The following is a 20009-nucleotide window of genomic DNA, read 5'->3' as shown; positions in this document are numbered from 1 at the left end:
CTTGCTCGGTCAGGAAGGAGCGCCCAGTCTCCGCGGCCCCGCTGTCAGTGGCTGTCAGCAGCGTCGTCGCCGGCCAGCGCCGCATGTTGCTCGGTCCGTCGCTGCGCGTGCCACCTGCGCAGCAGTTCGTGGCGACGCACGGTATACCGCACCCCGGTGTCCTCCAACGCCACGACCCGGTCGGCACGGAAATGACGGAAATCGCCGCGCGCCTCGCACCAGGCGGCGAGCAGGCGGGTATCGGACAGGAAGGCCATCGCGAACGGCCAGATCGTGCGCTCGCTGCCGCGCCCCGCGGCGTCGGCATACTGCATGCGCAGCGCACGTTCGCCCCGGATCGCGCGCCGCAGGATCGGCAGCCAGGGCTCGGGCTCCGATGGCGCCCAGTGTGGGGCGAACAGACCGCTGGTCTCGACCTGCAAGCGCAATGCACCAGGCAGGACGCCGACCAGGCGGTCGAGTGCACGGGTGGCCGCGGCCGCCAGTTCCGGATCGGCGTGGCTCCCGACCCAGCGCGCGCCGAGCACCAACGCTTCGAGCTCCTCATCGGAGAACATCATCGCGGGCAGCAGGAATCCGGGGCGCAGCAGATAGCCCAGCCCGGGATCGCCCTGGATCTCGGCGCCCTGCCCGCGCAAGGCCTCGATGTCGCGATACAGGGTGCGCAGGCTGATGCCCAACCGGTCGGCCAGTTCGCGGCCGGGGACAGGCCGGCGCCGGCGGCGCAGGTCATCGAGCAGGCGCAGCAGCCGTGTCGCGCGTTCGGACATGATTCCAGCCCTCCAACTGCGCTGATGCTACAGCGCGTCGATATCGCCCAGGGCCCGGATCAACCGCCGGGCGCGCTTGTCGGGCTTATGCTCGGGCGCGCGATAACCGGCGCGCTGCGCGCGCTGCTCGGCGACACGCGCCAGGCGTGCAGCGCGCGAGTCCTCGGATTCGGTGTACAGCCCTTGCGCCACGCTGGCCGATCCGCGCTTGTCGGACAGCCCGGCCACGACGACCTCGAACACTTCCTCGCCCCGGGCCACACGCAACGCATCGCCCAGGCGCACCGCACGCGCGGGCTTGGCCCGCTGGCCGCCGACGTCGACCTTGCCGGTCTCGATCGCCTGCTTGGCCAATGCGCGGGTCTTGAAGAAGCGCGCCGCCCACAACCAGAGGTCGAGGCGGACGCCGTCGGCGGCATGGGCGCCAGGGGCTTGGTTCATTGGTCCGATATCGGTGCGCCGGCCGGCAAATCAAGCGCGGCGATCAGGGAGCGGGCGGCATGTCGGGACATCCCGGTCCCACGACGCCTAAACGCAGACGGCCGCCTTGCGGCGGCCGTCGTGCGACTACGGAACCGGGGGCCGATTACTCGGCAGCCGGCGCCGGTGCGGCGGCGGCAGCAGCCTTGTCGGCACGTGCCTTCTCGTTCTTGGCCTTCGCCGAAGCCGACAGGTCTTCCTTGATGCGCGCCTTCTTGCCTTCCAGGCCGCGCAGGTAGTACAGCTTGCCGGCGCGGACCTTGCCGCGGCGCTTGACTTCGACCGACTCGATCTGCGCGCTGTGGCTCTGGAACACGCGCTCGACGCCGTAGCCGTGCGAGATCTTGCGGACGGTGAACGCGGAGTTCAGACCGGCGTTCTTCTTGCCGATGACCACGCCTTCGTAGGCCTGCACGCGCTCGCGGTTGCCTTCCTTGACCTTGACGTTGACGACGACGGTGTCGCCGGGGCCGAAGTCGGGAAGCTCGCGCGCGGTCTGGGCGCTTTCGAATTCCTGCAGCAGGGTGTTCAGGGAGGGCTTGGTGGTCATGGTCTTGGCCTGTTGGAGTCGTTGTAGGCGTGGTGCACGTGGACGCACGCTCTGGCATGGCGGGCGCGATGGCCCGTTGTTTTGGTTAGCCGCGCATTATAGGCCCAGCCGCCCGGCGAATGCCACTGCCGGCGCGGCGGCGCTCAGGCGTCTGAATCCTCGCCTCGCTCGGCCCGCCAGGCCGCGAGCAGCCGCCGGTCGACCTTGCCCAGCGCGGACTCGTCGAGCAGATCCGGGCGCCGCTCGGCAGTACGGCCCAGCGACTGCTGCCGGCGCCAGGCCGCGATCTGGGCGTGATTGCCCGACAACAGCACATCGGGCACCCGTCCCAGCGCATGGTCGACCGGCCGCGTGTAGTGCGGGCAATCGAGCAGGCCATCGCCCTCGAAGCTGTCCTGGACCGCCGAATCGGCGTCGTTCAACGCGCCATCCTGCAACCGGGCCACCGCGTCGACGACGACCGCCGCGGCCAGTTCCCCGCCCGACAGCACGTAGTCGCCGATCGACAGCTCCTCATCGACCTCGGCCTCGAGCAGCCGCTCGTCGACGCCCTCGTAGCGGCCGCACAGCAGGATCAGCCGCGGCAGCGCGGCCAGCTCGCGCACCTTGGCCTGGCTCAGCGGCCGCCCCTGGGGGCTCATGTAGATCGTCCGCGCCGGTGCCGGATCGGCCGCACGCGCAGCGGCGAGCGCGGCCCGCAGCGGCTCAATCAGCATCACCATGCCCGGCCCGCCACCGAACGGCCGGTCGTCGACCCGGCGGTAATTGCCCTGCGCGTAGTCGCGCGGATTCCAGCCCTGCAGCGCGACGAGTCCGCGCTCACGCGCACGCCCGACCACCCCGACCGCGGCCGCCTGGTCGATGAACTCGGGAAACAGGCTGACGACATCGATGCGGATGGCAGCGTGATCGCCGGTTTGGGATGCGTGCTGCGTTTGAGCTTCGGACGACATGGCGGTCCTTCCCGGTCACGAACGACGAGACGGCTGCGATGGCCGATCCCGGGGGTGGCGCAGCTTCGCAGGCCACGACCCGCAGCGTCCGATCAGCAATCGCGTCTCGCGGCGTTCAAAAGTCCGCATCCCAATCGACCGTCACCAGGCCGGCGTCGAAGTCGATCGAGACGACATAGTCGGGCACGACGAACGGGATCATGCGTTCGCGTTCGCCCTGGGCGACCAGCACGTCATTGGCGCCGGTCGAAAACAGATGGGACACCGTCCCCAGGTCCACGCCGTCGAGATTGCGCACGCGCAGGCCCTCGAGGTCGACCCAGTAGTACTCGCCCGGCGCGGGCGGCGGCAGCGCCTCGCGCGGCACCCAGACCTCGAGCCCGCGTGCGGCCTCGGCGGCATCGCGGTCGGCGATGTCGGGCAGCGTGGCGACCACGCCCTTGGGCGTCTCGCGACCGCGCGCGCCCGACAGCATGCGCTCGCCCCCGCGGCCATCGCGCAGCACCCAGGGCTGGTAGCGGAAGATCGCGCTGCGCGGATCGGTGAACGATTCGAGTTTCACTTCGCCGCGCACGCCGAACGCGCCATGGACCTTGCCCAGCTGGATCATCCGCTGGGGAGGCTGGCGCGTCGGGTCGTTCATATCGGCATGGCCGCGCCCGCAGGCGCGGCCCATGGATCAGGCAGCGGCGACCGCAGCCTTGCCCGCTTCCTTGTACAGGGCGCGGACCTTGTCGCTCATCTGGGCGCCGTTCTTGACCCAGTGGTCGACGCGCTCGGTGTCGAGGACGACACGCTGCTCACCGCCGGTCGCGACCGGGTTGTAGTACCCCACGCGCTCGATGTTGCGGCCGTCGCGCGCGCTGCGCGAGTCGGTCACGATGATGTGGTAGAACGGACGCTTCTTGGCGCCGCCGCGCGTCAGTCGGATCTTGACCATTGCTTTGCTTCCTGTGTTGCCCAGTCGCCAGGGTGGCGAGGTAAGCCGGCGATTATAGCGGAAGCGGCGGCCGCCGGCGCAAGCACCGGTCAGCGCGCGCCCGCGAGCGGCATCCAGGGCTGGGCGGCGAGCAGCGCGCGCAAGCGCCCGGGCATCGCCGCGTCGGCCGCAAAGCGCCAGCCGTCGATCGAGGCCACCGCACGCAGCCCGCCGCTGTTGCAGGCGAATGCGGCATCGAAGTCCGCGCAATCGGCCAAGCCGACACGGGCGTGGCGCTGCGCGATGCCCGCCGCCTCGAGCGCGCGCTGCAGCAGCCGCTCGCTCGTCCCCCGCAACGCCGGCGCGATCGGCCACACCACCGCATCGCCAGTGACGAAGCCGACGTTCCACAGCGCACCCTCGCCGATCGTGCCATCGGCATCGACCAGCAGCGCATCGTCGTAGCCGGCCAGCGCCGCCTGCCGGCGCGCATGCAGCAGCGGCAACGTCGCGGCGTGCTTGAGATGGGCCAGCGCGCGGACGTGGACATGCGAGGCCAGCCGCAATGGCGCGGCCGGTGGCTCGCGCGGGGGCGACAACGCGACCAGCAGGACCACCGGCACCGCCTCGCCGCGCTCGACCGCCGGCACATCGCGCGCGAACGCCGCGATGCGCAACGTCGCATCGTCGACGCCAGCAGCCGCGAGGGCCGAGGCCATCGCAGCCAGGAGGGCATCCGATGCCAGCGGGCTGTCGAACAATTCCAGATTGGCGGCCTGCAACCGCGCCACATGCAAGTCCAGCCCCTGCACCGCGCGTCCGCGCACCTGCAATGTCGAGAAATGCCCGTAGTTGACCAGGGCGGCGGCAAGGTCGACCGCCTCGGCCGGCCGGCCGTCGATCCAGTGACTGAGAGCAAGCGCAGCGCGTGTCACAGCAACGCCTGCGCGTCGCGCCACCAGTCCTGCACGAGCTCACCCGCCGGCCGTGCCTGCGCCTGCCAGGCCGATTGGCCCGCCCAGGCCTGCATCGCGTCGAGCCGGCCCTCGCGGACCGCGGCCGCGCGCATCGGCGCGGTGAGTCCGCGCTGGACCGGGTACGGCCGCGGCGGTGGCGCGTCGTCGGCCGCGGCTGCGCGCACGTAGTCGGTCGCCAGCGCGCGGCCGAGCCGGCCACTGAACGCCCGGGTCGGCCAGCAGGCCTCCGGCTCGGCGGTCGCCAACGCGTCCGCCCAGACCGGCGTGATGGCCGCCTCGGGCGTGCGCAACAGGCCGGTGCCGACCTGCACCGCGCTCGCCCCCAGCAACAAGGCCGCCGCGATGCCGCGCCCATCGGCGATGCCGCCGGCGGCGATCACCGGCACCTCGAGGGCGTCGACAAGCCGTGGCAGCAGCGAGAACAGCCCGACGATTCGGTGTTCGGCCTCGGCGGCCTCGAAGGCGCCGCGGTGTCCACCCGCCTCGGCGCCCTGTGCGACCACCGCATCGGCGCCCGCGGCCTGCGCCTGGCGCGCCTCATCGAGCGTGGTGACGGTCGCGAACCAGGCGATGCCGGCCGTCTTCAGGCGTTCGACCTGCACCGCAGAAAACACCCCCATGATGCTCGAGGCCACGGTCGGCCGCGCCGCCAGCAAGGCGTCGAACTGGGCATCGAAATCGGCCGGCGTGGCGTCGCTGGCGGACGCCGGCACCGCCGGCCCCCAGCGCTCGAGGAACACCCGGGTCGCCGCTTCGGCGTCTGCGTCGCGCGACGGCGGCGGATCTGGAATCCACAGGTTGATCTGCGCCGGGCCCGCGGTGCGATCACGGAACGCACGCATCCACGTGTCGATATCGGCCGGCTGCGACAGCACCGCGCCCATCGCCCCCAGGCCGCCCGCCTCGGCGACCGCCGCCGCCAGCGCCGGCGGACAGGCGCCGGCCATGGGCCCCATCAGGACCGGAATCCGCAGGCCGAAACGCGCACAGAACGCGTCGGCCCGCTGGCGCGCCGGGTGCGCGCCCACGCTCACCGGAACGGCATGCGGCCCATGCCGCCCATCATGCCCTGCAGGCCGCGCATCATGCCCTTCATGCCGCCGCGGGCCATCTTGCCCATCATCTTTTCCATCTGCATGTACTGCTTCATCAACTTGTTGACGTCGGCTGGCGTGGTGCCCGAGCCGGCGGCGATGCGCGCGCGGCGCGAGCCGTTGAGCAGGGTCGGATTGCGCCGTTCCTTCTTGGTCATCGAGTCGATGATCGCGATCATCCGCGGCACTTCCTTGTTCTGCTGGACCTGCTGCTTGAGGTGCTCGGGCACCTGGCCCAGGCCCGGCAGCTTCTCCATCAGGCTGCCGATGCCGCCCATGTTCTGCATCTGTTCGAGCTGGTCCTTCATGTCGTTGAGGTCGAACTTCTTGCCCTTGGCGACCTTCTGCGCGAGCTTGGCCGCCTTGTCCTTGTCGACCTGGTGCTCGACCTGCTCGACCAGCGACAGCACGTCGCCCATGTCGAGGATGCGGCTGGCAACGCGTTCGGGATGGAAGACATCGAGGCCGTCGACCTTCTCGCCGGTACCGACGAACTTGATCGGCTTGCCGGTGATGTAGCGCACGCTCAGCGCCGCGCCGCCGCGGGCATCGCCGTCGGTCTTGGTCAGCACCACGCCGGTCAATGGCAGCGCCTCGCCGAAGGCCTTGGCGGTGTTGGCCGCGTCCTGGCCGGTCATCGAGTCGACGACGAACAGCGTCTCGACCGGATTGACCGCGGCATGCAGCGCCTTGATCTCGGCCATCATGGCCTCGTCGATCGCCAGACGGCCGGCGGTGTCGACCAGCAGCACGTCGATGAACGACTTGCGCGCATCGGCGATCGCCGCGCGCACGATGTCGACCGGCTGCTGCGAAGCCTCGGACGGAAAGAACCGCACATCGACCTGCTCGGCCAGCGTGCGCAGCTGCTCGATCGCGGCCGGACGGTAGACGTCGGCGCTGACGACCATGACCTTCTTCTTGCGCTTTTCCTTCAGCAGCTTGGCAAGCTTGCCGACGGTGGTCGTCTTGCCCGCGCCCTGCAGGCCGGCCATCAGCACGACCGCCGGCGCCGGCACGGCGAGATTGAGCTCGGTCGCCTGCGCGCCCATGACCGCGGTCAGCTCATCGCGCACGACCTTGATCAGCGCCTGGCCCGGGGTCAGCGACTTGAGCACTTCCTGGCCGACCGCGCGGACCTTGATCCGCTCGATCAACGCCTGCACCACCGGCAGCGCGACATCGGCTTCGAGCAGCGCGATGCGCACCTCGCGGGTCGCCTCGCGGATGTTCTCCTCGGTCAGACGGCCGCGCCCGCGCAGGCGCTCGATGGTGCCGGACAGGCGCTGGGTCAGGGACTCGAACATGCGGGACTCGGGCTGGCTTGCAAACGGTCGACGATTATAGCCCGCACGCCCCGGCGCTCCGGCCCACGCCAATGGGCGACAGGCGCGTTCAGGGCGTTCCTGTGCGACACTTCCGCGATGACAATGGTTCTCATCGCAGCCCTGCTCTACGTAGCCGCGGCCGTGGCGCTTGTGCACGGCGTCGGGCGCGACCCTGCGCCCGGCAACGCGTGGTGGGCGGTGCCGGCCGGCGCGGCCGTCGCGCTGCATGCCGCCGCGCACATGCTGGTCTGGCGCGACGTGGGCACCGAGCTGCATTTCTACGCCGCGCTGTCGCTGGTCGGCCTGGGAATGGCGGTGCTGACCATGCTCTACGACATCCGCGGGCGCGTCGCCGCGCTGGGCGTGATCGTGTTTCCAATCGCCGCCGCGGCGCTGATCTCCTACGGCCGGGGCGCGCATGTCGCGTCCAGCGTGCCGGACTGGCGCCTGCAGCTGCATGCCGCATGCGCCTTGCTGTCCTACGCCACGCTCGCGATCGCCGCGCTGCTCGCGCTGCTGCTGTGGGCGCAGGAACGCGCGCTGCGCCGACGCGAGTTCCATCGCTGGCTGCGCGCACTGCCGCCGCTGACCGAACTCGAATCGCTGCTGTTTCGCACGATCGGGGTCGGGTTCGCGCTGCTGACCGCGACGCTGGTCACCGGCGTGTTGTTCGTCGACGACTTCTTCGCCCAGCACCTGATCCACAAGACCGTGCTGAGCGTGCTGTCGTGGCTGGCCTTCGGCGCCCTGCTGCTGGGCCGCTGGCGCCACGGCTGGCGTGGCCCCCGCGCGGTCGGCTGGACACTGGCGGCGATGGCGCTGCTGGTGCTGGCGTTCTTCGGCAGCAAGTTCGTGCTTGAGCTGGTGCTCAAGCGCCCGAGCTAATCTCGCTGATCGGGACGATCCGCATGCGCGCATGGATGTTCGCCCTGGTACTCGCCGCGTCGATGTCGAACGCCACCGCGGACGACGAGGCGCAGTCGCCGATCTTCGGCCACATCGAGTTTCTCTGGAACGCGCCGGTGGCGGGGTCCGGCGCCCGCCCGGTCGCCCAGGGCCTGTTGCGCCATCCCGAGACACCGCACCTGGCCTGCTGGAAGACGCAGGGCTTCCCGCAGCGCGCGGTCGATATTCGGCTGGAGATCGACGACAGCGCCGGCCGCCACACGCTGTGGTCAGGCACCGAACCTGGAACCGAATCGAAGTTCGTCCGCTGCGGCACGATCGACCTCGCCGCGCTGGGCGTGACACCCGGCCTGCGTCGCATCGTCCTGCGTTTCGATGGGCAGATCGCGGCGCAGACGACGATCGAGGTGGCCGAGTCCCTGGCCTCGGCTGCGTTCGCACGAGGCGACCGCATGTACGTCCACGGACGTACCAATTATCCAGACGACCTCGCGCCGGTCGACTATGTGGGCCGGCTCGTCTGGGTTCTGGGCTTCGGGCCGGACGGCCACGTCGTGGACGTCCAGACCGAAGTCGCAGAAGGACTGGCCGCGACGCGGTTGCGGACCGCGGGCCAAGCGGCCGCCCGGCTCTACCGCATCGGACCCGACCCGGCCAAGCCGCTGCGCCAGTTCCGGCAGCCTTACGACATCCGACCTGTTCCCTGAACGGTCGGGCCGGCGCCTGAACCGATCCCAGCCGCCTGCCTGAACGGCGTTTGTCGCGGCAATACTTGCATTGACAACAATTGCAGAGGCGGGGAATATGCGCCGCCATGTCGTCGCCTCCCCGCCCTTGTGCCTCCGCCAGCGGTTCGTCGCTGGGTCTGCTCTTCCGGCAGGTCCGCGACGGGATGTGGGCGCGCATGGCCGACGAGCTCGCCCAGGCCGGGCATGACCTGAGCTTCAGCCAGTACATCACCATCAAGAAGCTGGCGATGGGCACCAGCAACGCCACCGATCTGGCCCGCGCGGCCGAACTCAACCCCGGCGCCATGACCCGTCTGATCGACAAGCTGATCGACCGCGGCCTGGTCGAACGCCACGCCGATCCCGATGACCGCCGCGTGGTGCGCATCCGGCTCAGCGCACAAGGCGAGGCGATCTGGCGCGACATCGACCAATGCGGCAACCGCGTGCGCGAGCGTGCGATGTCGGGCATTGACGACGCCCAGCGACAGCAGTTGATCCAGCTTCTCGAACAGGTTCGCGATAACCTCTCCTTCCCGGGACAGTGACCATGCCTTCTCCCACGACACGCGCCCGGCAACGGGTGCCGGCTGCGGTGTTGCCGATCGTCGCCGCGCTGCTGCTGGCGGGTTGCGCCAGCAGTCGCGGCCTGGCACCGCAACTCACGCCCAGCGATGCCGACACGCTCGCCGCAGGCCGCAGCCTGGCCGGCGCCCCGCTCAGCGCTGCCGACTTTCCGCGCAGCGACTGGTGGACCGCGTTCGGCGACCCTCAACTCGACGCGCTGATCCAAGAGGCGCTGCGCGACAGCCCGTCCTTGGCCGCCGCCGACGCCCGCACCCGCAGCGCGCAGGCGCAGGCCGGGCTCGCCGATGCGCAGCGTCGGCCGACCCTCGGCGCCAGCGCGCGCGTCAGCGGCGTGCAGTTGCCGGAGACCCTGGCGCCCGACCCGATCGGCGGCGACTTCAAGGCCAGCGACGTGCTGATGCTCGACTTCGCGTGGGCGCCCGACCTGTGGGGCGGCCAGCGCGCGGCTTTCGAGGCGGCAGCCGGGCAGGCGCGCGCCGCCGAGGTCGACGCCCAGGCCGCGCGCCTGACACTGTCATCGAATGTCGCCCGCGGCTATATCGCGCTGGCGCAGGCCTTCGACGCGCAGGACGTGGCGCAGCGCGAGATCGACCGCGCCAGCCGGTTGCGCGACCTTGCGCAGCAGCGCGTGGAGGCCGGTCTGGACAACCAGTTGCAGCTGCGCAATGCCGACACCGCGATCGGCATCGCGCGCCAGCAGGCGCAGGCCGCGCAACAGCAGATCGATGCGGCGCGCAATGCGCTGGCCGCGTTGCTGGGCAAGGGACCCGACCGCGGCCTCGACATCGCCCGCCCGCAGCTGCTGCAAGCACCGCCGCCAGCGGTGCCCACGGTGCTGCCGAGCGAACTGCTGGGCCATCGCGCCGATGTCGTCGCCGCGCGTTGGCGCGTCGAGGCCGCCGCCCGCGGCGTCGACGCCGGCAAGGCTGCCTTCAAGCCCAGCGTCAACCTCAGCGCCCTCGTCGGCCTGGCGGCGGGCAGCCTCTCGGACCTGTTCGGCAGCGACGCGGTGCTCGGCTTCGGCGGCCCGGCGCTGAGCCTGCCGATCTTCGACGGCGGCCGGCTGCGCGCCGGCCTGGCCCAGCGCGATGCCGACTACGACACCGCGGTCGCCAGCTATGACCAGACGCTGGTCGGCGCGCTGCGCGAGGTCACCGACGCCTTGCAGGCGGCGCGCGCGCTCGACGCGCAGATCGACACCGTCGCCGGCGCGACCGAGGCCGCCCGCCAGGCGTTCGTGCTCGCCGACACCCGCTACCGCGCCGGGATCGGCAACCAGCTCGATGTCCTCGCCGCGCAGCGACCACTGTTCCAGCTCGAACAGCAACTCGCGACGCTGCGCGCGCAACGCTTCGGCGCCGCGGTCGATCTCGACCGCGCGCTCGGCGGTGGCCTGACCCTCGCCGCGCCCATCCCTTTCACGCAGACCCAAGCCGGGGCGACCACGCCATGACCTCCGAATCCAACACCGCCACCCCGCCGCAGAAGAATGGCAAGCGCCGCCGCGCCCTCACGATCCTCGCCACCGTCGCCATCCTGGCCGGCGTCGGCTGGGCGGCCTGGTATCTGCTCGTCGCGCGTTGGCACCAGGACACCGATGATGCCTATGTGCAGGGCAATGTCGTGAGCATCGTCCCGCAGACCATGGGCACGGTGGTCTCGATCGATGCCGACGAAGGCATGCGCGTCGAGGCCGGTCAGGCGCTGGTGCATCTCGACCCCAACGACGCGCAGGTCGCCTACGACCAGGCGGCCGCGAATCTGGCTGGCACGGTCCGCGAGGTGCGCGGCCTCTACAGCAGCGTCGAATCCGGCCAGGCCGAACTGGCGGCGCGACAGGTCGCCGTGCGTCAGGCCCGCGAAGACGTGCGGCGCCGCGAAGGCCTGGTCGCCAGCGGTGCGGTCTCGCGCGAGGAACTGGCGCACGCCCGCGACGTGCTGGCCGGCGCCGAGGCCGCGCTGTCGGCCTCGCAAGGTCAACTCTCTCGCAGTCGCGCGCTGGTCGACGCGACCGAGGTCGCGAGCCAGCCGCAGGTCCAGGCCGCCGCCGCGCAGCTGCGCCAGGCCTGGCTCGACCTGCAGCGCATGGCCATCGTCGCGCCGGTGTCGGGCTACGTCGCCCGCCGCGAGGTGCAGCTCGGCCAACGGGTGCAGCCGGGCAACACGCTGATGACGATCGTGCCGCTGGAGCAGGTCTGGGTGGAGGCCAACTTCAAGGAGACCCAGCTCACCGGCATGCGCATCGGCCAGCCGGTCGACGTGCGCGCCGACCTCTACGGCGGCAAGGTGCGGTACAACGGCAAGGTCGCCAGCCTCGGCATGGGCACCGGCAGCGCGTTTTCGCTGCTGCCGGCGCAGAACGCCAGCGGCAACTGGATCAAGATCGTCCAGCGCGTGCCGGTGCGCATCGAACTCGATCCCGCGCAGCTGGCCGAGCATCCGCTGCGTCTGGGCCTGAGCATGCACGTCGATGTCGCGGTGCGCGACCAGGACGGCCCGGTGCTGGCCACCTCGCAGGCCAAGCGCGCCGCGCCGCTGCTGTCGACCGATGCCTACGCCGAGCAGCAGGCCCAGGCCGATGCGCTGATCACGCGCACGATCGAGGCCAACCTGCCCCAGATCACCGCCCGCCGCTGAGCCGCCTTCCGGCATCGAGCCCGCCATGTCCACGACCACCGCCGACGCGCCGGGCGCCCCCGCCCCGGCCGCTGCATCCGCCTTCCGTCCGCCGAATCTGGCGCTGACGACGATCGGCCTTGCGCTGGCGTCGTTCATGCAGGTGCTCGACATCACGATCGCCAACGTCTCGTTGCCGACGATCGCCGGCAACCTCGGCGCGAGCTCGAACCAGGCGACCTGGGTCATCACCTCGTTCGCGGTCAGCAATGCGATCGCGCTGCCGTTGACCGGCTTCATGACCCGCCGCTTCGGCGAGCGCAAGCTGTTCGTGTGGGCGACCTTCGCGTTCGTGATCGCCTCGCTGCTGTGCGGCCTGGCGTCGAGCATGGGGTTCCTGGTCGCTGCCCGCGCGCTGCAGGGCTTCGTCGCCGGCCCGATGTATCCGGTGACCCAGGCCCTGCTGATCTCGATCTATCCCCCGGCCAAACGCGGGCAGGCGATCGCGCTGCTGGCGATGGTCACCGTGGTCGCACCGATCTGCGGCCCGATCCTCGGCGGCTGGATCACCGACAACTACAGCTGGGAATGGATCTTCTTCATCAACGTGCCGATCGGCATCTTCGCCAGCCTCGTCGTCGCCAGCCAGTTGCGCGGGCGCCCGGAGAAGCTCGAGAAACCGAAGATGGACTACGTCGGTCTGATCACGCTGATCATCGGCGTCGGCGCACTGCAGACGCTGCTCGACCTGGGCAACGAGGAAGACTGGTTCGAGTCGAACAAGATCGTGTGGCTGGCGATCACCTCGGTACTGGGCCTGGCGGTGTTCCTGATCTGGGAGCTCACCGAGAAAGACCCGATCGTCAACCTGCGGCTATTCCGCCATCGCAACTTCGCCTTCGGCACGCTCGCGATGGTGCTCGGCTACTCGGCGTTCTTCGCGGTCGGCCTGCTGGTGCCGCTGTGGCTGCAGCGCAACCTGGGCTACACGCCGATCTGGGCGGGCTTTGCGACCGCGCCGATCGGCATCCTGCCGGTGCTGCTCACCCCGCTGGTGGGCAAGTACGCCACCCGCTTCGACCTGCGCATCCTGGCGACGTTCGCGTTCATGGTGATGGCCTTCACCAGCTTCATCCGCTCGGGCTTCAATCTCGAGGTCGACTTCCAGCATGTCGCGATGGTGCAGCTGTGGCAGGGCCTGGGCGTGGCGTTGTTCTTCATGCCGGTGCTCACCATCCTGCTATCGGATCTCGAACCGCACGAGATCGCCGCCGGCTCAGGCCTGGCAACCTTCGTACGCACGCTCGGCGGCAGCTTCGCCGCATCCTTGACCACCTGGGCCTGGAACCAGCGCAGCACGATCCACCATGCGCAGCTGACCGAGCATATCCCCGCGCACGATCCTGCGATCCAGCAGACGGTCGCCGCGCTCGGCCAGGGCGATGTGCAACGCGGCGCGATGGTGCTCGATCAGATGATCGCCCAGCAGGCGACCCAGATCGGCTTCAACGAGATCTTCCATCTGCTGGGCCTCCTGTTCCTGCTGGTGATCGCGTTCGTCTGGATGGCGCGGCCCCCGTTCGCGGCGAAAATCGGGGGCGCGGCTTCCGGCGGCCACTGAGCGGCGACGCGCGCCGTCTGGGCGCGCGTTGTCAGCCCACGGCCAGCAGCACCAGGCCCGTGACCAGCCCGAGCGCGGTGCCGGCGATCGTCTCGGGCCACGTATGCCGCGCCAGACGCAGCCGTGACCAGCCCAGCACCGGCAGGGCCAGCAGCGCTGCGACCGAAGCCACGGGCGACAACGGCCAGATCGCCACACCCGCAAACGCCAGGCTCGCCATGTGCAGCGACAGCTTGATCCAGCGGTTGGCGAGGCCGGCCGCGCACAGCATCAGCGCGCCCGCGAGCACGCCGGTGGAGGTCGCCGAGCCGCTTCCGCCCATCCACAGCCAGTAGCCACCGGCGATGACCAACAGCAGCGCATAGAGCAGCGGCCGCTCCTGCCGTCGCGACGCATCGACTGTTTCCCAGTGCCCACCCCGACGCCGCTGCCAGATGAAGACCGCGACGATCGCGACCCCCGCGACGAGCCCCAGCACGGTCCGCCCGAGCGAGGCGGGGTCGACACGCCAGGCGGCCAGCAACGCGAGCGCCGCGAACACGACGAATGGATGCAGCGCGATCGAGACGATGCGTGCGATCGGCATCACCGCTCAGGCCGGCTTGTCCGGGCGAACAGCCCGGCACTCAGACATGCTCGAGCGCCTCGGCCAGCCGTTCGACCGCGATGACCTCCATGCCCTTGTAGGCACCGGCCTTGGGCGCGTTGGCGCGCGGCACGATCGCGCGCACGAAGCCGTGCGTGGCGGCCTCCTTCAGGCGCTCCTCGCCGTTGGGCACCGGCCGGATCTCGCCGGCCAGGCCGACCTCGCCGAAGGCGATGGTCTTGTCCGGCAGCGGGATGTCGCGCAACGACGACAGCACCGACAGCAGCACCGGCAGGTCGGCCGCGGTCTCCTGCACGCGGATGCCGCCGACGACGTTGACGAACACGTCCTGGTCCCCGGTCATGATGCCACCGTGCCGATGCAGCACCGCCAGCAGCATCGCCAGCCGGTTGCCCTCCATGCCGACCGCGACGCGTCGCGGGTTCGAGAGCGGCGAGGCGTCGACCAGCGCCTGCACCTCGACCAGCAACGGCCGGGTGCCCTCGCGGGTGACCATGATGCAACTGCCCGGCTGCTGCGCGCCCGCCCCCGACAGGAAGATCGCCGACGGGTTGGCGACCTCCTTGAGGCCTTTTTCACCCATCGCGAACACGCCCAGTTCGTTGACCGCGCCGAAGCGGTTCTTGAATGCGCGCATCACCCGGAAGCGGCTGCCGCTGTCGCCCTCGAAATACAGCACCGCGTCGACCATGTGCTCGAGCACGCGCGGGCCGGCGATGCCGCCCTCCTTGGTGACGTGGCCGACCAGGAACACCGCGGTGCCGGTCTCCTTGGCATAGCGCACCAGCCGCGCGGCCGACTCGCGGACCTGGCTCACCGAGCCGGGTGCCGCGGTCAGCGACTCGGTCCACAGGGTCTGGATCGAGTCGGCGATGATCAGCCCGGGCTTGAGTTTGGAGGCGTGCTCGAGAATGCGCTCGATCCCGGTCTCGGCCAGCGCGTGCAGACCGTCGAGCGACAGGCCCAACCGGACCGCGCGCCCGGCGACTTGGGCCAGCGATTCCTCGCCGGTGACGTACAGCCCCGGCAACGTGTGCGCCATCCGTGCCAGCGCCTGCAGCAGCAGCGTGGATTTGCCGATGCCAGGATCGCCGCCGACCAGCACCACCGCGCCTTCGACCAGACCGCCGCCCAGCACCCGGTCGAACTCGCCGATGCCGGTCGACACCCGCACGTCCTCGCCCTGCTGCACATCCTTGAGCGCCATGACCTTGGGCGCATCGACCTTGCCGGCCCAGCCCGATCGGCGCGCCGCGGGCGAGCGGACCGACGCCGCGCTCTCAAGCACGATCTCGGCGATCGTGTCCCAGGCACCGCAGGCGCTGCACTGCCCCTGCCACTTGTTGTAGTCGGCGCCGCACTCGCTGCACACGAAGGCGGTTCGGGCTTTGGCGGCGGGCTTGGCCATCGACGATCGGTCCGTTGCAGGGATCGGCAGGATAGCCGAGAGCAGTCGCACCCAAGGAGACGCGGTTGCCGCGTGGTGCCCATGCACGCGCGTCCCCACGAGGCACCGTTACAATCGCTTCGGACAGACCGGCCCGGAGGGTCGCCCCCGATGCCCGACCGCGACGACCACCACGACCGGGCCCGTCTTGCCGCCCTGTTGTTCCCGTCGCGCATCCTCCGGATGCGGATGCTCGGCGCGGCGCTGTGCGCGCTGCCGATCGCATCGGTGCTGGCCGAGCGCGGGGCCCCGGCCTGGCTCTGGGCCGCACTCGCGGTCAATGCCTTGGTGTGGCCGCAGGTCGCCTGGATGCTGTCGCGACGCGCACGCGATCCGGTAGCCACCGAATATCGCAACCTGCTCGTCGACGCGGTGGCCGGCGGCCTGTGGGTCGCGGCGATCGCACTCAGCCTGCTGCCGACCACGGTCATGGCGACGGTGCTGGCCTCCGACCGGCTCGCCGCCGGCGGCTGGCGCCTGTTCCGGCGCGCGGCCGCCCTGTTCGTACTCGCCTTCGCGGCCGGCTGGGCACTTGCCGGCTTTCCGTTCGCGCCATCGACCTCGACACGCACCCTGCTCGCCTGCCTGCCGCTGATGTTCGGCTACCACATCGCGCTGAGCCTGGTGACCTATCGCCTGGGCAGAACGATTGCCCGGCAGAACCGCGAGCTCGAACGCAGCAGCCGGACGGATTCGGGCAGCGACCTGCCCAACCGGCGGCATTTCGATATCCGGGTGCGCGACGCCTTGTCGCGCTTCGATCACAACGGCGATCCAGCCACACTGCTGATGATCGACATCGACGCCTTCAAATCGATCAACGACCACTATGGCCACGGCGTCGGCGATCTCGTGCTGCGACGGGTGGCCGATGTGCTGCGGACCGCCGCCGGCGCCACCGACACGCCGGCCCGGATCGGCGGCGACGAATTCGCGATCCTGCTCGCCCCTGCCGGGCCGGCGCGCGCGTGCGCGGTTGCCGAATACGTCCGCGCCGGCATCGCCGCACTGTCCTTCGACGGCCATCCAACGCTGGCGTGCACGGCCAGCATCGGCGTCTCGACGACCCGTCCGGAGTTCGTCTCGCCAGCGGATTGGCTGCGCGATGCCGACGGCGCGCTCTACCGCGCCAAGGCCGCCGGGCGCAATTGCGTGGCGGTGGCCTGAGCCCGGCGCACTCGCCTAGACACCTGCGACGTCAATCCGACATTCGGACGCGCGAGGCATCTCCGCCGGCAGCGGCGTCTCGCCGCAACGCATCAACTGCACCAATACCATCGCTGCATCGCCGACCACCAGCGGTGCCGGCACCGACAGCATCAGGTTCAGCGGCAAGCCGAACGCCTCGATGTTCCAGCCGTGCGCGTCGAGCACGCCGTCGGGGCCGATCGCGTGCGGATGTCGCTGGCGGATGCGCTGGGCCAGCGTGCCGCCCTCGGGGATGTAGCCGTACACCGGTTTGCCGCGCGCGACCGCATAGCCGACCTCGAAACAGGTGCCGCTGTCTGGCTCCGGCCCGCGGAAGAAATCCAGATTGGCGAGCACCGCGTCGGCGCGCTCGATCAGGCCGATGTTGGCGCGGTAGATCCACCGCGCCTGATCGCCCGGATCGACGAGCGCCGACGGCACGTCCTGGTCGAGCGGATACAAGCCCTCGATCCCGAAGCGCGCGCACAGCGCTTTGAACTCAGTCCCGCGCGCGCGGGCATCGGGCCGGAACACATCGGGTCCGGCGAGGTACAGGGAACGGATCATCGCGGCGAGTACGACGGCAGGGACCGCATTGTCGCGGCGCCGGCCGACACCGGGAATGCGACCCGATGCCGCTGTCTTTGGGCTGGTGTTGGCTGACGGCGGGACCGCTGCAGCTGTCGCGCTTCGCGAACAGATGGCAGACGCGGCGAGGCCGCCCAGGCACCTGCCAGGTGCCCGTGATGCCGTGGCTACTCGTCGTTCCGGAACGACAGCTGCCGGCGGAAGGTGGAGGTCGATTCGGGTCCCGAGCGCGGCGGGAACAGCGAAATCTCACCGGCGCGAATCGCGCGGTCCTGAATCTTCAGGCCGATGCCCTCGGCACGTTCGATCTCCACCCGATCCACGCTGCCGTCGGGTGCGATGTGCATGACCCAGGCCAGCTCACCGACAAACGCTTCGGGCGCGATTGCCGCGTCGTAGTTCGGACGCCCCAGCACATAGGGCATGTCCTGTGGCGTGGCGGCGATCAGCGCATCGAGTGTCGGATACACCTCGACCTCGCGGCTGCCGGCCGGCGCCGCTGCGCCATCCAGATAGACGACCACGCGCCAGGTCCCCGGCGTCGCGTCCGCGGGCAGTTGCGCGGGAAAGCAGCGTTTGCTGCCATCGAAATCCGGATGCGCCTGCTGCGCGACCACCCGCCCCGCCGTGTCACGCATCTCGATCGTCAGCCCCGATGTTGTGGCGTCTGCATCGAGTACCGCGACGCAGACCTGATGCCCGAAGCGCTCGCCGAGCACGAACGACCGCGTCTCCTGTCTGGCCAACGCGCCCTCGGGCGTCTTGGACCACAGAAATTCGATATAGGGATCGGACGGGGATGGCGTCCCCGTCACGGCCAGTGCGGCATCGCAGACCAGCACCAGCAACGCCCCCGCAAGACGCGCCTGCATGCGATCACTCCCAACGAAGACGTCCTGGCGGCGATGGAATCGCCGCCAGGATCGGCGCCCGCGTGATCGTCAGACGCGGACGCACGATGGTTCAGAGATGCGGATCCGACACGAGCGGCGGATCGCTCTTGGGCGTGCAGGTGCCGTTGTCGACCCACGAATCGGTCGGTTCGGCCAACGCACCAGCCCCGCCACTGACGTGCGCGATCTCCTCGCGGGACAGCACACGCGCCAACACCCGGCCTTCCGCAGCCACCGCCGTACGAGCTTCAGACTTGATGGACATAACCACTCCTCTGGTTGGATGGGACACCACCACATCACGATCGCGGCACACCGCCGCGACGTCGAAAGATGCCGCGCTCGGCGGCCCTTGCGATTCCTTGCACTTCGCGCATCACTTCGAGATTAGCCCGTGCTCATAGGCCGAAACCGTGGCCTGCGTCAAAGTTATCGGCGTCCCGGGCGCCGAATACCTGAAATCCGCACGCGCGGCTTCGATGAATTGGCAGAACGCATCGAGTACCGGCAGGTCCGGGCACCAGGACTCGATGAAGAAGAACTGGCCCGCCTCGTTGACCTCCAGGAACTGCCAGTTGCCCTCCGGGGTCACGATGAAATCGAATCCCCCGCTCACGATCCCCAGCCGCGCCATCAGCGCGATGCAGGCCGCCTCGACCTTGGCCGGCAACGGCGCCGGCTCGCAACGCCGGATCGATCTCTGGTCGAGCCGCCAGTCCAGATCGCCGCCTTCGAGCGTGTTGGAGTCGATCCTGATCGCGAAGCAACTGTGCCCGAAGAACTGCGCCCGCACCTCGTACGCCTTGGCGACCTTCTCCTGGAAGATGCCCGGCGTCGCGCGCAACAGCGCGTCGGACGGGAGATCGTCCATCGCAACCTTCGCGGTGTAAGTCTTCAGGCTCGCCCCGTCTTCCTTCCAGATATAGCCGCCGAGCGGCTTGTAGATGCAGTCCTCGACCTCGAGGATGAAGTTCCGGATCGTCGCCGGGTCGTTGCTGATCAATGTGCGCGGCACCGCGAGCCCGGCCGCCAGCGCATGACGGAACTGGTGCGCCTTGACCTCGCACAGCAGGGACGCGGCCGGCGGGTTGATCCAGAAGGCATCGGCGAAGGCCTCGGGATGCGAGCGCTCCGCCATCCGCAGCTCCTCGGTGCAGAACGCCTGGTCGCGCGGATCCACGTAATCCGGCGACGACACCAGACGCCGCCGGCGATACCAGACCACATCGACCGCATCCGACGACACCGTGCGCCCGTCGCAGACCAGCGTTCCCTGCATGCCGTCGCGTCCGAAGCGCACCGTGCTGGCGCTGAACTCGGGATAGTGATCACCGCGCCAGCGCACCACCTCATGCCCTCGCAACCGCAGCGCATGCCCGGTCACGGCCGCATGGAAATCGCCTTCCACGGTGTGGATCAGCACACGTCGCGTGCCCGCGGCGGCATCGTCACGGCGCGCACCGCGCCCATCGTCTGTCTCCAAGCCTACCTCCTACAATCCAAGCCTGCCCTCGCCTTCCATACGCGCGACAAACCAAATGCTGCCGCGCAAAGAGCATTTACTGCAGTGTTGATCTGAGCAAGCACCTGACCGACGTTAGCACCCAGCGTCTCCGCATTCGAGGGGTCCAAAGCGTGCCGGCATGCCGCTGGTGGCACTGATGACGGGCTGGCGGTGACTTTGGAAGAGCCCTGACTCGCGGAGATCACGGCCTGCCGGCGGGATTTGACCACTAGTGCAAGCTGGGTGTTAGAC

Annotated in this window: 22 protein-coding genes; 7 read left to right on the top strand and 15 right to left on the bottom strand. The window is 69.9% G+C overall.

Annotated elements, in window-relative coordinates:
• Nucleotides 1–44 precede the first annotated feature (44 nt).
• From MNO14_RS05900 to ffh, 9 genes are all read right to left on the bottom strand, one after another.
• Nucleotides 45–770 carry a YafY family protein gene (locus MNO14_RS05900; protein WP_241945797.1) on the bottom strand — a complete coding sequence of 242 codons (726 nt, stop codon included), beginning with the start codon at nucleotides 768–770 and terminating at the stop codon, nucleotides 45–47.
• Between the two features lie 27 nt (nucleotides 771–797).
• Nucleotides 798–1211 (bottom strand): S4 domain-containing protein, encoded by a 414-nt coding sequence (locus MNO14_RS05895; RefSeq protein ID WP_241945796.1) that lies wholly within the window; start codon nucleotides 1209–1211, stop codon nucleotides 798–800.
• Between the two features lie 145 nt (nucleotides 1212–1356).
• The gene (gene rplS / locus MNO14_RS05890; RefSeq protein WP_183426030.1) at nucleotides 1357–1800 is read right to left on the bottom strand and encodes a 50S ribosomal protein L19; all 444 of its coding nucleotides are present in this window, start codon (nucleotides 1798–1800) and stop codon (nucleotides 1357–1359) included.
• Between the two features lie 143 nt (nucleotides 1801–1943).
• Nucleotides 1944–2699 (bottom strand): tRNA (guanosine(37)-N1)-methyltransferase TrmD, encoded by a 756-nt coding sequence (gene trmD, locus MNO14_RS05885; RefSeq protein ID WP_241946276.1) that lies wholly within the window; start codon nucleotides 2697–2699, stop codon nucleotides 1944–1946.
• A gap of 169 nt (nucleotides 2700–2868) precedes the next feature.
• Nucleotides 2869–3396 carry a ribosome maturation factor RimM gene (gene rimM, locus MNO14_RS05880; RefSeq protein ID WP_241945795.1) on the bottom strand — a complete coding sequence of 176 codons (528 nt, stop codon included), beginning with the start codon at nucleotides 3394–3396 and terminating at the stop codon, nucleotides 2869–2871.
• 36 nt (nucleotides 3397–3432) lie between these two features.
• Complete coding sequence (rpsP, locus tag MNO14_RS05875; protein ID WP_047136289.1) at nucleotides 3433–3693, bottom strand: 30S ribosomal protein S16; 261 nt, start codon at nucleotides 3691–3693, stop codon at nucleotides 3433–3435.
• An 89-nt stretch (nucleotides 3694–3782) separates the two neighbouring features.
• Entirely contained in the window at nucleotides 3783–4607 is an 825-nt protein-coding gene (locus MNO14_RS05870; RefSeq protein ID WP_241945794.1) for an aminotransferase class IV, read from the bottom strand.
• Nucleotides 4604–5677 carry a nitronate monooxygenase gene (locus MNO14_RS05865; protein ID WP_241946275.1) on the bottom strand — a complete coding sequence of 358 codons (1074 nt, stop codon included), beginning with the start codon at nucleotides 5675–5677 and terminating at the stop codon, nucleotides 4604–4606. The genes MNO14_RS05870 and MNO14_RS05865 overlap by 4 nt, the downstream gene beginning before the upstream one ends.
• 2 nt (nucleotides 5678–5679) lie before the next feature.
• Complete coding sequence (gene ffh / locus MNO14_RS05860; protein WP_241945793.1) at nucleotides 5680–7050, bottom strand: signal recognition particle protein; 1371 nt, start codon at nucleotides 7048–7050, stop codon at nucleotides 5680–5682.
• Between the two features lie 117 nt (nucleotides 7051–7167).
• On the opposite strand from ffh, the gene ccsA reads away from it, so the two are divergent.
• From ccsA to MNO14_RS05830, 6 genes are all read left to right on the top strand, one after another.
• Nucleotides 7168–7956, top strand: a complete 789-nt coding sequence (ccsA, locus tag MNO14_RS05855; protein WP_241945792.1) for a cytochrome c biogenesis protein CcsA — start codon at nucleotides 7168–7170, stop codon at nucleotides 7954–7956.
• 23 nt (nucleotides 7957–7979) lie between these two features.
• Entirely contained in the window at nucleotides 7980–8684 is a 705-nt protein-coding gene (locus MNO14_RS05850; RefSeq protein WP_241945791.1) for a hypothetical protein, read from the top strand.
• Between the two features lie 197 nt (nucleotides 8685–8881).
• Nucleotides 8882–9253, top strand: a complete 372-nt coding sequence (locus MNO14_RS05845; protein ID WP_241945790.1) for a MarR family transcriptional regulator — start codon at nucleotides 8882–8884, stop codon at nucleotides 9251–9253.
• Between the two features lie 2 nt (nucleotides 9254–9255).
• The gene (locus MNO14_RS05840) at nucleotides 9256–10746 is read left to right on the top strand and encodes an efflux transporter outer membrane subunit (RefSeq protein WP_241945789.1); all 1491 of its coding nucleotides are present in this window, start codon (nucleotides 9256–9258) and stop codon (nucleotides 10744–10746) included.
• On the top strand, nucleotides 10743–11930 hold the full coding sequence (locus MNO14_RS05835) for an efflux RND transporter periplasmic adaptor subunit (RefSeq protein WP_241945788.1): 1188 nt from the start codon (nucleotides 10743–10745) through the stop codon (nucleotides 11928–11930). Before MNO14_RS05840 ends, MNO14_RS05835 begins: the two co-directional genes overlap by 4 nt.
• A 25-nt stretch (nucleotides 11931–11955) precedes the next feature.
• Nucleotides 11956–13530: a DHA2 family efflux MFS transporter permease subunit gene (locus tag MNO14_RS05830; RefSeq protein WP_241945787.1), complete on the top strand. Its 1575-nt coding sequence runs from the start codon at nucleotides 11956–11958 to the stop codon at nucleotides 13528–13530.
• A 31-nt stretch (nucleotides 13531–13561) separates the two neighbouring features.
• Here the strand turns inward: MNO14_RS05830 and MNO14_RS05825 are convergent, their stop codons facing one another.
• Nucleotides 13562–14116 carry a hypothetical protein gene (locus tag MNO14_RS05825; RefSeq protein WP_241945786.1) on the bottom strand — a complete coding sequence of 185 codons (555 nt, stop codon included), beginning with the start codon at nucleotides 14114–14116 and terminating at the stop codon, nucleotides 13562–13564.
• Nucleotides 14117–14156: 40 nt separating this feature from the next.
• Nucleotides 14157–15545 carry a DNA repair protein RadA gene (gene radA / locus MNO14_RS05820; RefSeq protein ID WP_241945785.1) on the bottom strand — a complete coding sequence of 463 codons (1389 nt, stop codon included), beginning with the start codon at nucleotides 15543–15545 and terminating at the stop codon, nucleotides 14157–14159.
• Between the two features lie 81 nt (nucleotides 15546–15626).
• Here radA and MNO14_RS05815 point away from each other — a divergent pair, with 81 nt between their 5' ends.
• Entirely contained in the window at nucleotides 15627–16751 is a 1125-nt protein-coding gene (locus tag MNO14_RS05815) for a diguanylate cyclase (protein ID WP_241945784.1), read from the top strand.
• A 15-nt stretch (nucleotides 16752–16766) separates the two neighbouring features.
• Here the strand turns inward: MNO14_RS05815 and MNO14_RS05810 are convergent, their stop codons facing one another.
• The 4 genes from MNO14_RS05810 to MNO14_RS05795 all read right to left on the bottom strand — a co-directional run bounded on the left by MNO14_RS05810 (nucleotide 16767) and on the right by MNO14_RS05795 (nucleotide 19736).
• Nucleotides 16767–17339, bottom strand: coding sequence for a nucleoside 2-deoxyribosyltransferase (locus tag MNO14_RS05810; protein WP_241945783.1), 573 nt, complete (start codon nucleotides 17337–17339; stop codon nucleotides 16767–16769).
• 188 nt (nucleotides 17340–17527) lie between these two features.
• On the bottom strand, nucleotides 17528–18232 hold the full coding sequence (locus MNO14_RS05805; protein WP_241945782.1) for a hypothetical protein: 705 nt from the start codon (nucleotides 18230–18232) through the stop codon (nucleotides 17528–17530).
• A gap of 91 nt (nucleotides 18233–18323) precedes the next feature.
• The gene (locus MNO14_RS05800) at nucleotides 18324–18518 is read right to left on the bottom strand and encodes a hypothetical protein (RefSeq protein WP_241945781.1); all 195 of its coding nucleotides are present in this window, start codon (nucleotides 18516–18518) and stop codon (nucleotides 18324–18326) included.
• Nucleotides 18519–18629: 111 nt separating this feature from the next.
• Entirely contained in the window at nucleotides 18630–19736 is a 1107-nt protein-coding gene (locus tag MNO14_RS05795) for an MvdC/MvdD family ATP grasp protein (protein ID WP_241945780.1), read from the bottom strand.
• Nucleotides 19737–20009 lie beyond the last annotated feature (273 nt).

The organism is Luteimonas sp. S4-F44, from assembly GCF_022637415.1.
Lineage (GTDB): Bacteria > Pseudomonadota > Gammaproteobacteria > Xanthomonadales > Xanthomonadaceae > Luteimonas.
Note: the sequence above shows the minus strand (reverse complement) of the source record. Positions and strands in the feature narration are given on the sequence as shown.

Excerpts from the sequence above, each read along its gene's own strand:
- MNO14_RS05840 (WP_241945789.1), top strand. The coding sequence starts at position 9,256 with ATGCCTTCTCCCACGACACGCGCCCGGCAACGGGTGCCGGCTGCGGTG.
- MNO14_RS05815 (WP_241945784.1), top strand. The coding sequence starts at position 15,627 with ATGCACGCGCGTCCCCACGAGGCACCGTTACAATCGCTTCGGACAGAC.
- MNO14_RS05805 (WP_241945782.1), bottom strand. The coding sequence starts at position 18,232 with ATGCAGGCGCGTCTTGCGGGGGCGTTGCTGGTGCTGGTCTGCGATGCC.
- MNO14_RS05810 (WP_241945783.1), bottom strand. The coding sequence starts at position 17,339 with ATGATCCGTTCCCTGTACCTCGCCGGACCCGATGTGTTCCGGCCCGAT.
- MNO14_RS05850 (WP_241945791.1), top strand. The coding sequence starts at position 7,980 with ATGCGCGCATGGATGTTCGCCCTGGTACTCGCCGCGTCGATGTCGAAC.
- MNO14_RS05845 (WP_241945790.1), top strand. The coding sequence starts at position 8,882 with ATGGCCGACGAGCTCGCCCAGGCCGGGCATGACCTGAGCTTCAGCCAG.
- MNO14_RS05900 (WP_241945797.1), bottom strand. The coding sequence starts at position 770 with ATGTCCGAACGCGCGACACGGCTGCTGCGCCTGCTCGATGACCTGCGC.
- MNO14_RS05895 (WP_241945796.1), bottom strand. The coding sequence starts at position 1,211 with ATGAACCAAGCCCCTGGCGCCCATGCCGCCGACGGCGTCCGCCTCGAC.
- radA (WP_241945785.1), bottom strand. The coding sequence starts at position 15,545 with ATGGCCAAGCCCGCCGCCAAAGCCCGAACCGCCTTCGTGTGCAGCGAG.
- rimM (WP_241945795.1), bottom strand. The coding sequence starts at position 3,396 with ATGAACGACCCGACGCGCCAGCCTCCCCAGCGGATGATCCAGCTGGGC.
- ccsA (WP_241945792.1), top strand. The coding sequence starts at position 7,168 with ATGACAATGGTTCTCATCGCAGCCCTGCTCTACGTAGCCGCGGCCGTG.
- MNO14_RS05830 (WP_241945787.1), top strand. The coding sequence starts at position 11,956 with ATGTCCACGACCACCGCCGACGCGCCGGGCGCCCCCGCCCCGGCCGCT.
- MNO14_RS05825 (WP_241945786.1), bottom strand. The coding sequence starts at position 14,116 with ATGCCGATCGCACGCATCGTCTCGATCGCGCTGCATCCATTCGTCGTG.
- rpsP (WP_047136289.1), bottom strand. The coding sequence starts at position 3,693 with ATGGTCAAGATCCGACTGACGCGCGGCGGCGCCAAGAAGCGTCCGTTC.
- MNO14_RS05835 (WP_241945788.1), top strand. The coding sequence starts at position 10,743 with ATGACCTCCGAATCCAACACCGCCACCCCGCCGCAGAAGAATGGCAAG.
- MNO14_RS05800 (WP_241945781.1), bottom strand. The coding sequence starts at position 18,518 with ATGTCCATCAAGTCTGAAGCTCGTACGGCGGTGGCTGCGGAAGGCCGG.
- ffh (WP_241945793.1), bottom strand. The coding sequence starts at position 7,050 with ATGTTCGAGTCCCTGACCCAGCGCCTGTCCGGCACCATCGAGCGCCTG.
- rplS (WP_183426030.1), bottom strand. The coding sequence starts at position 1,800 with ATGACCACCAAGCCCTCCCTGAACACCCTGCTGCAGGAATTCGAAAGC.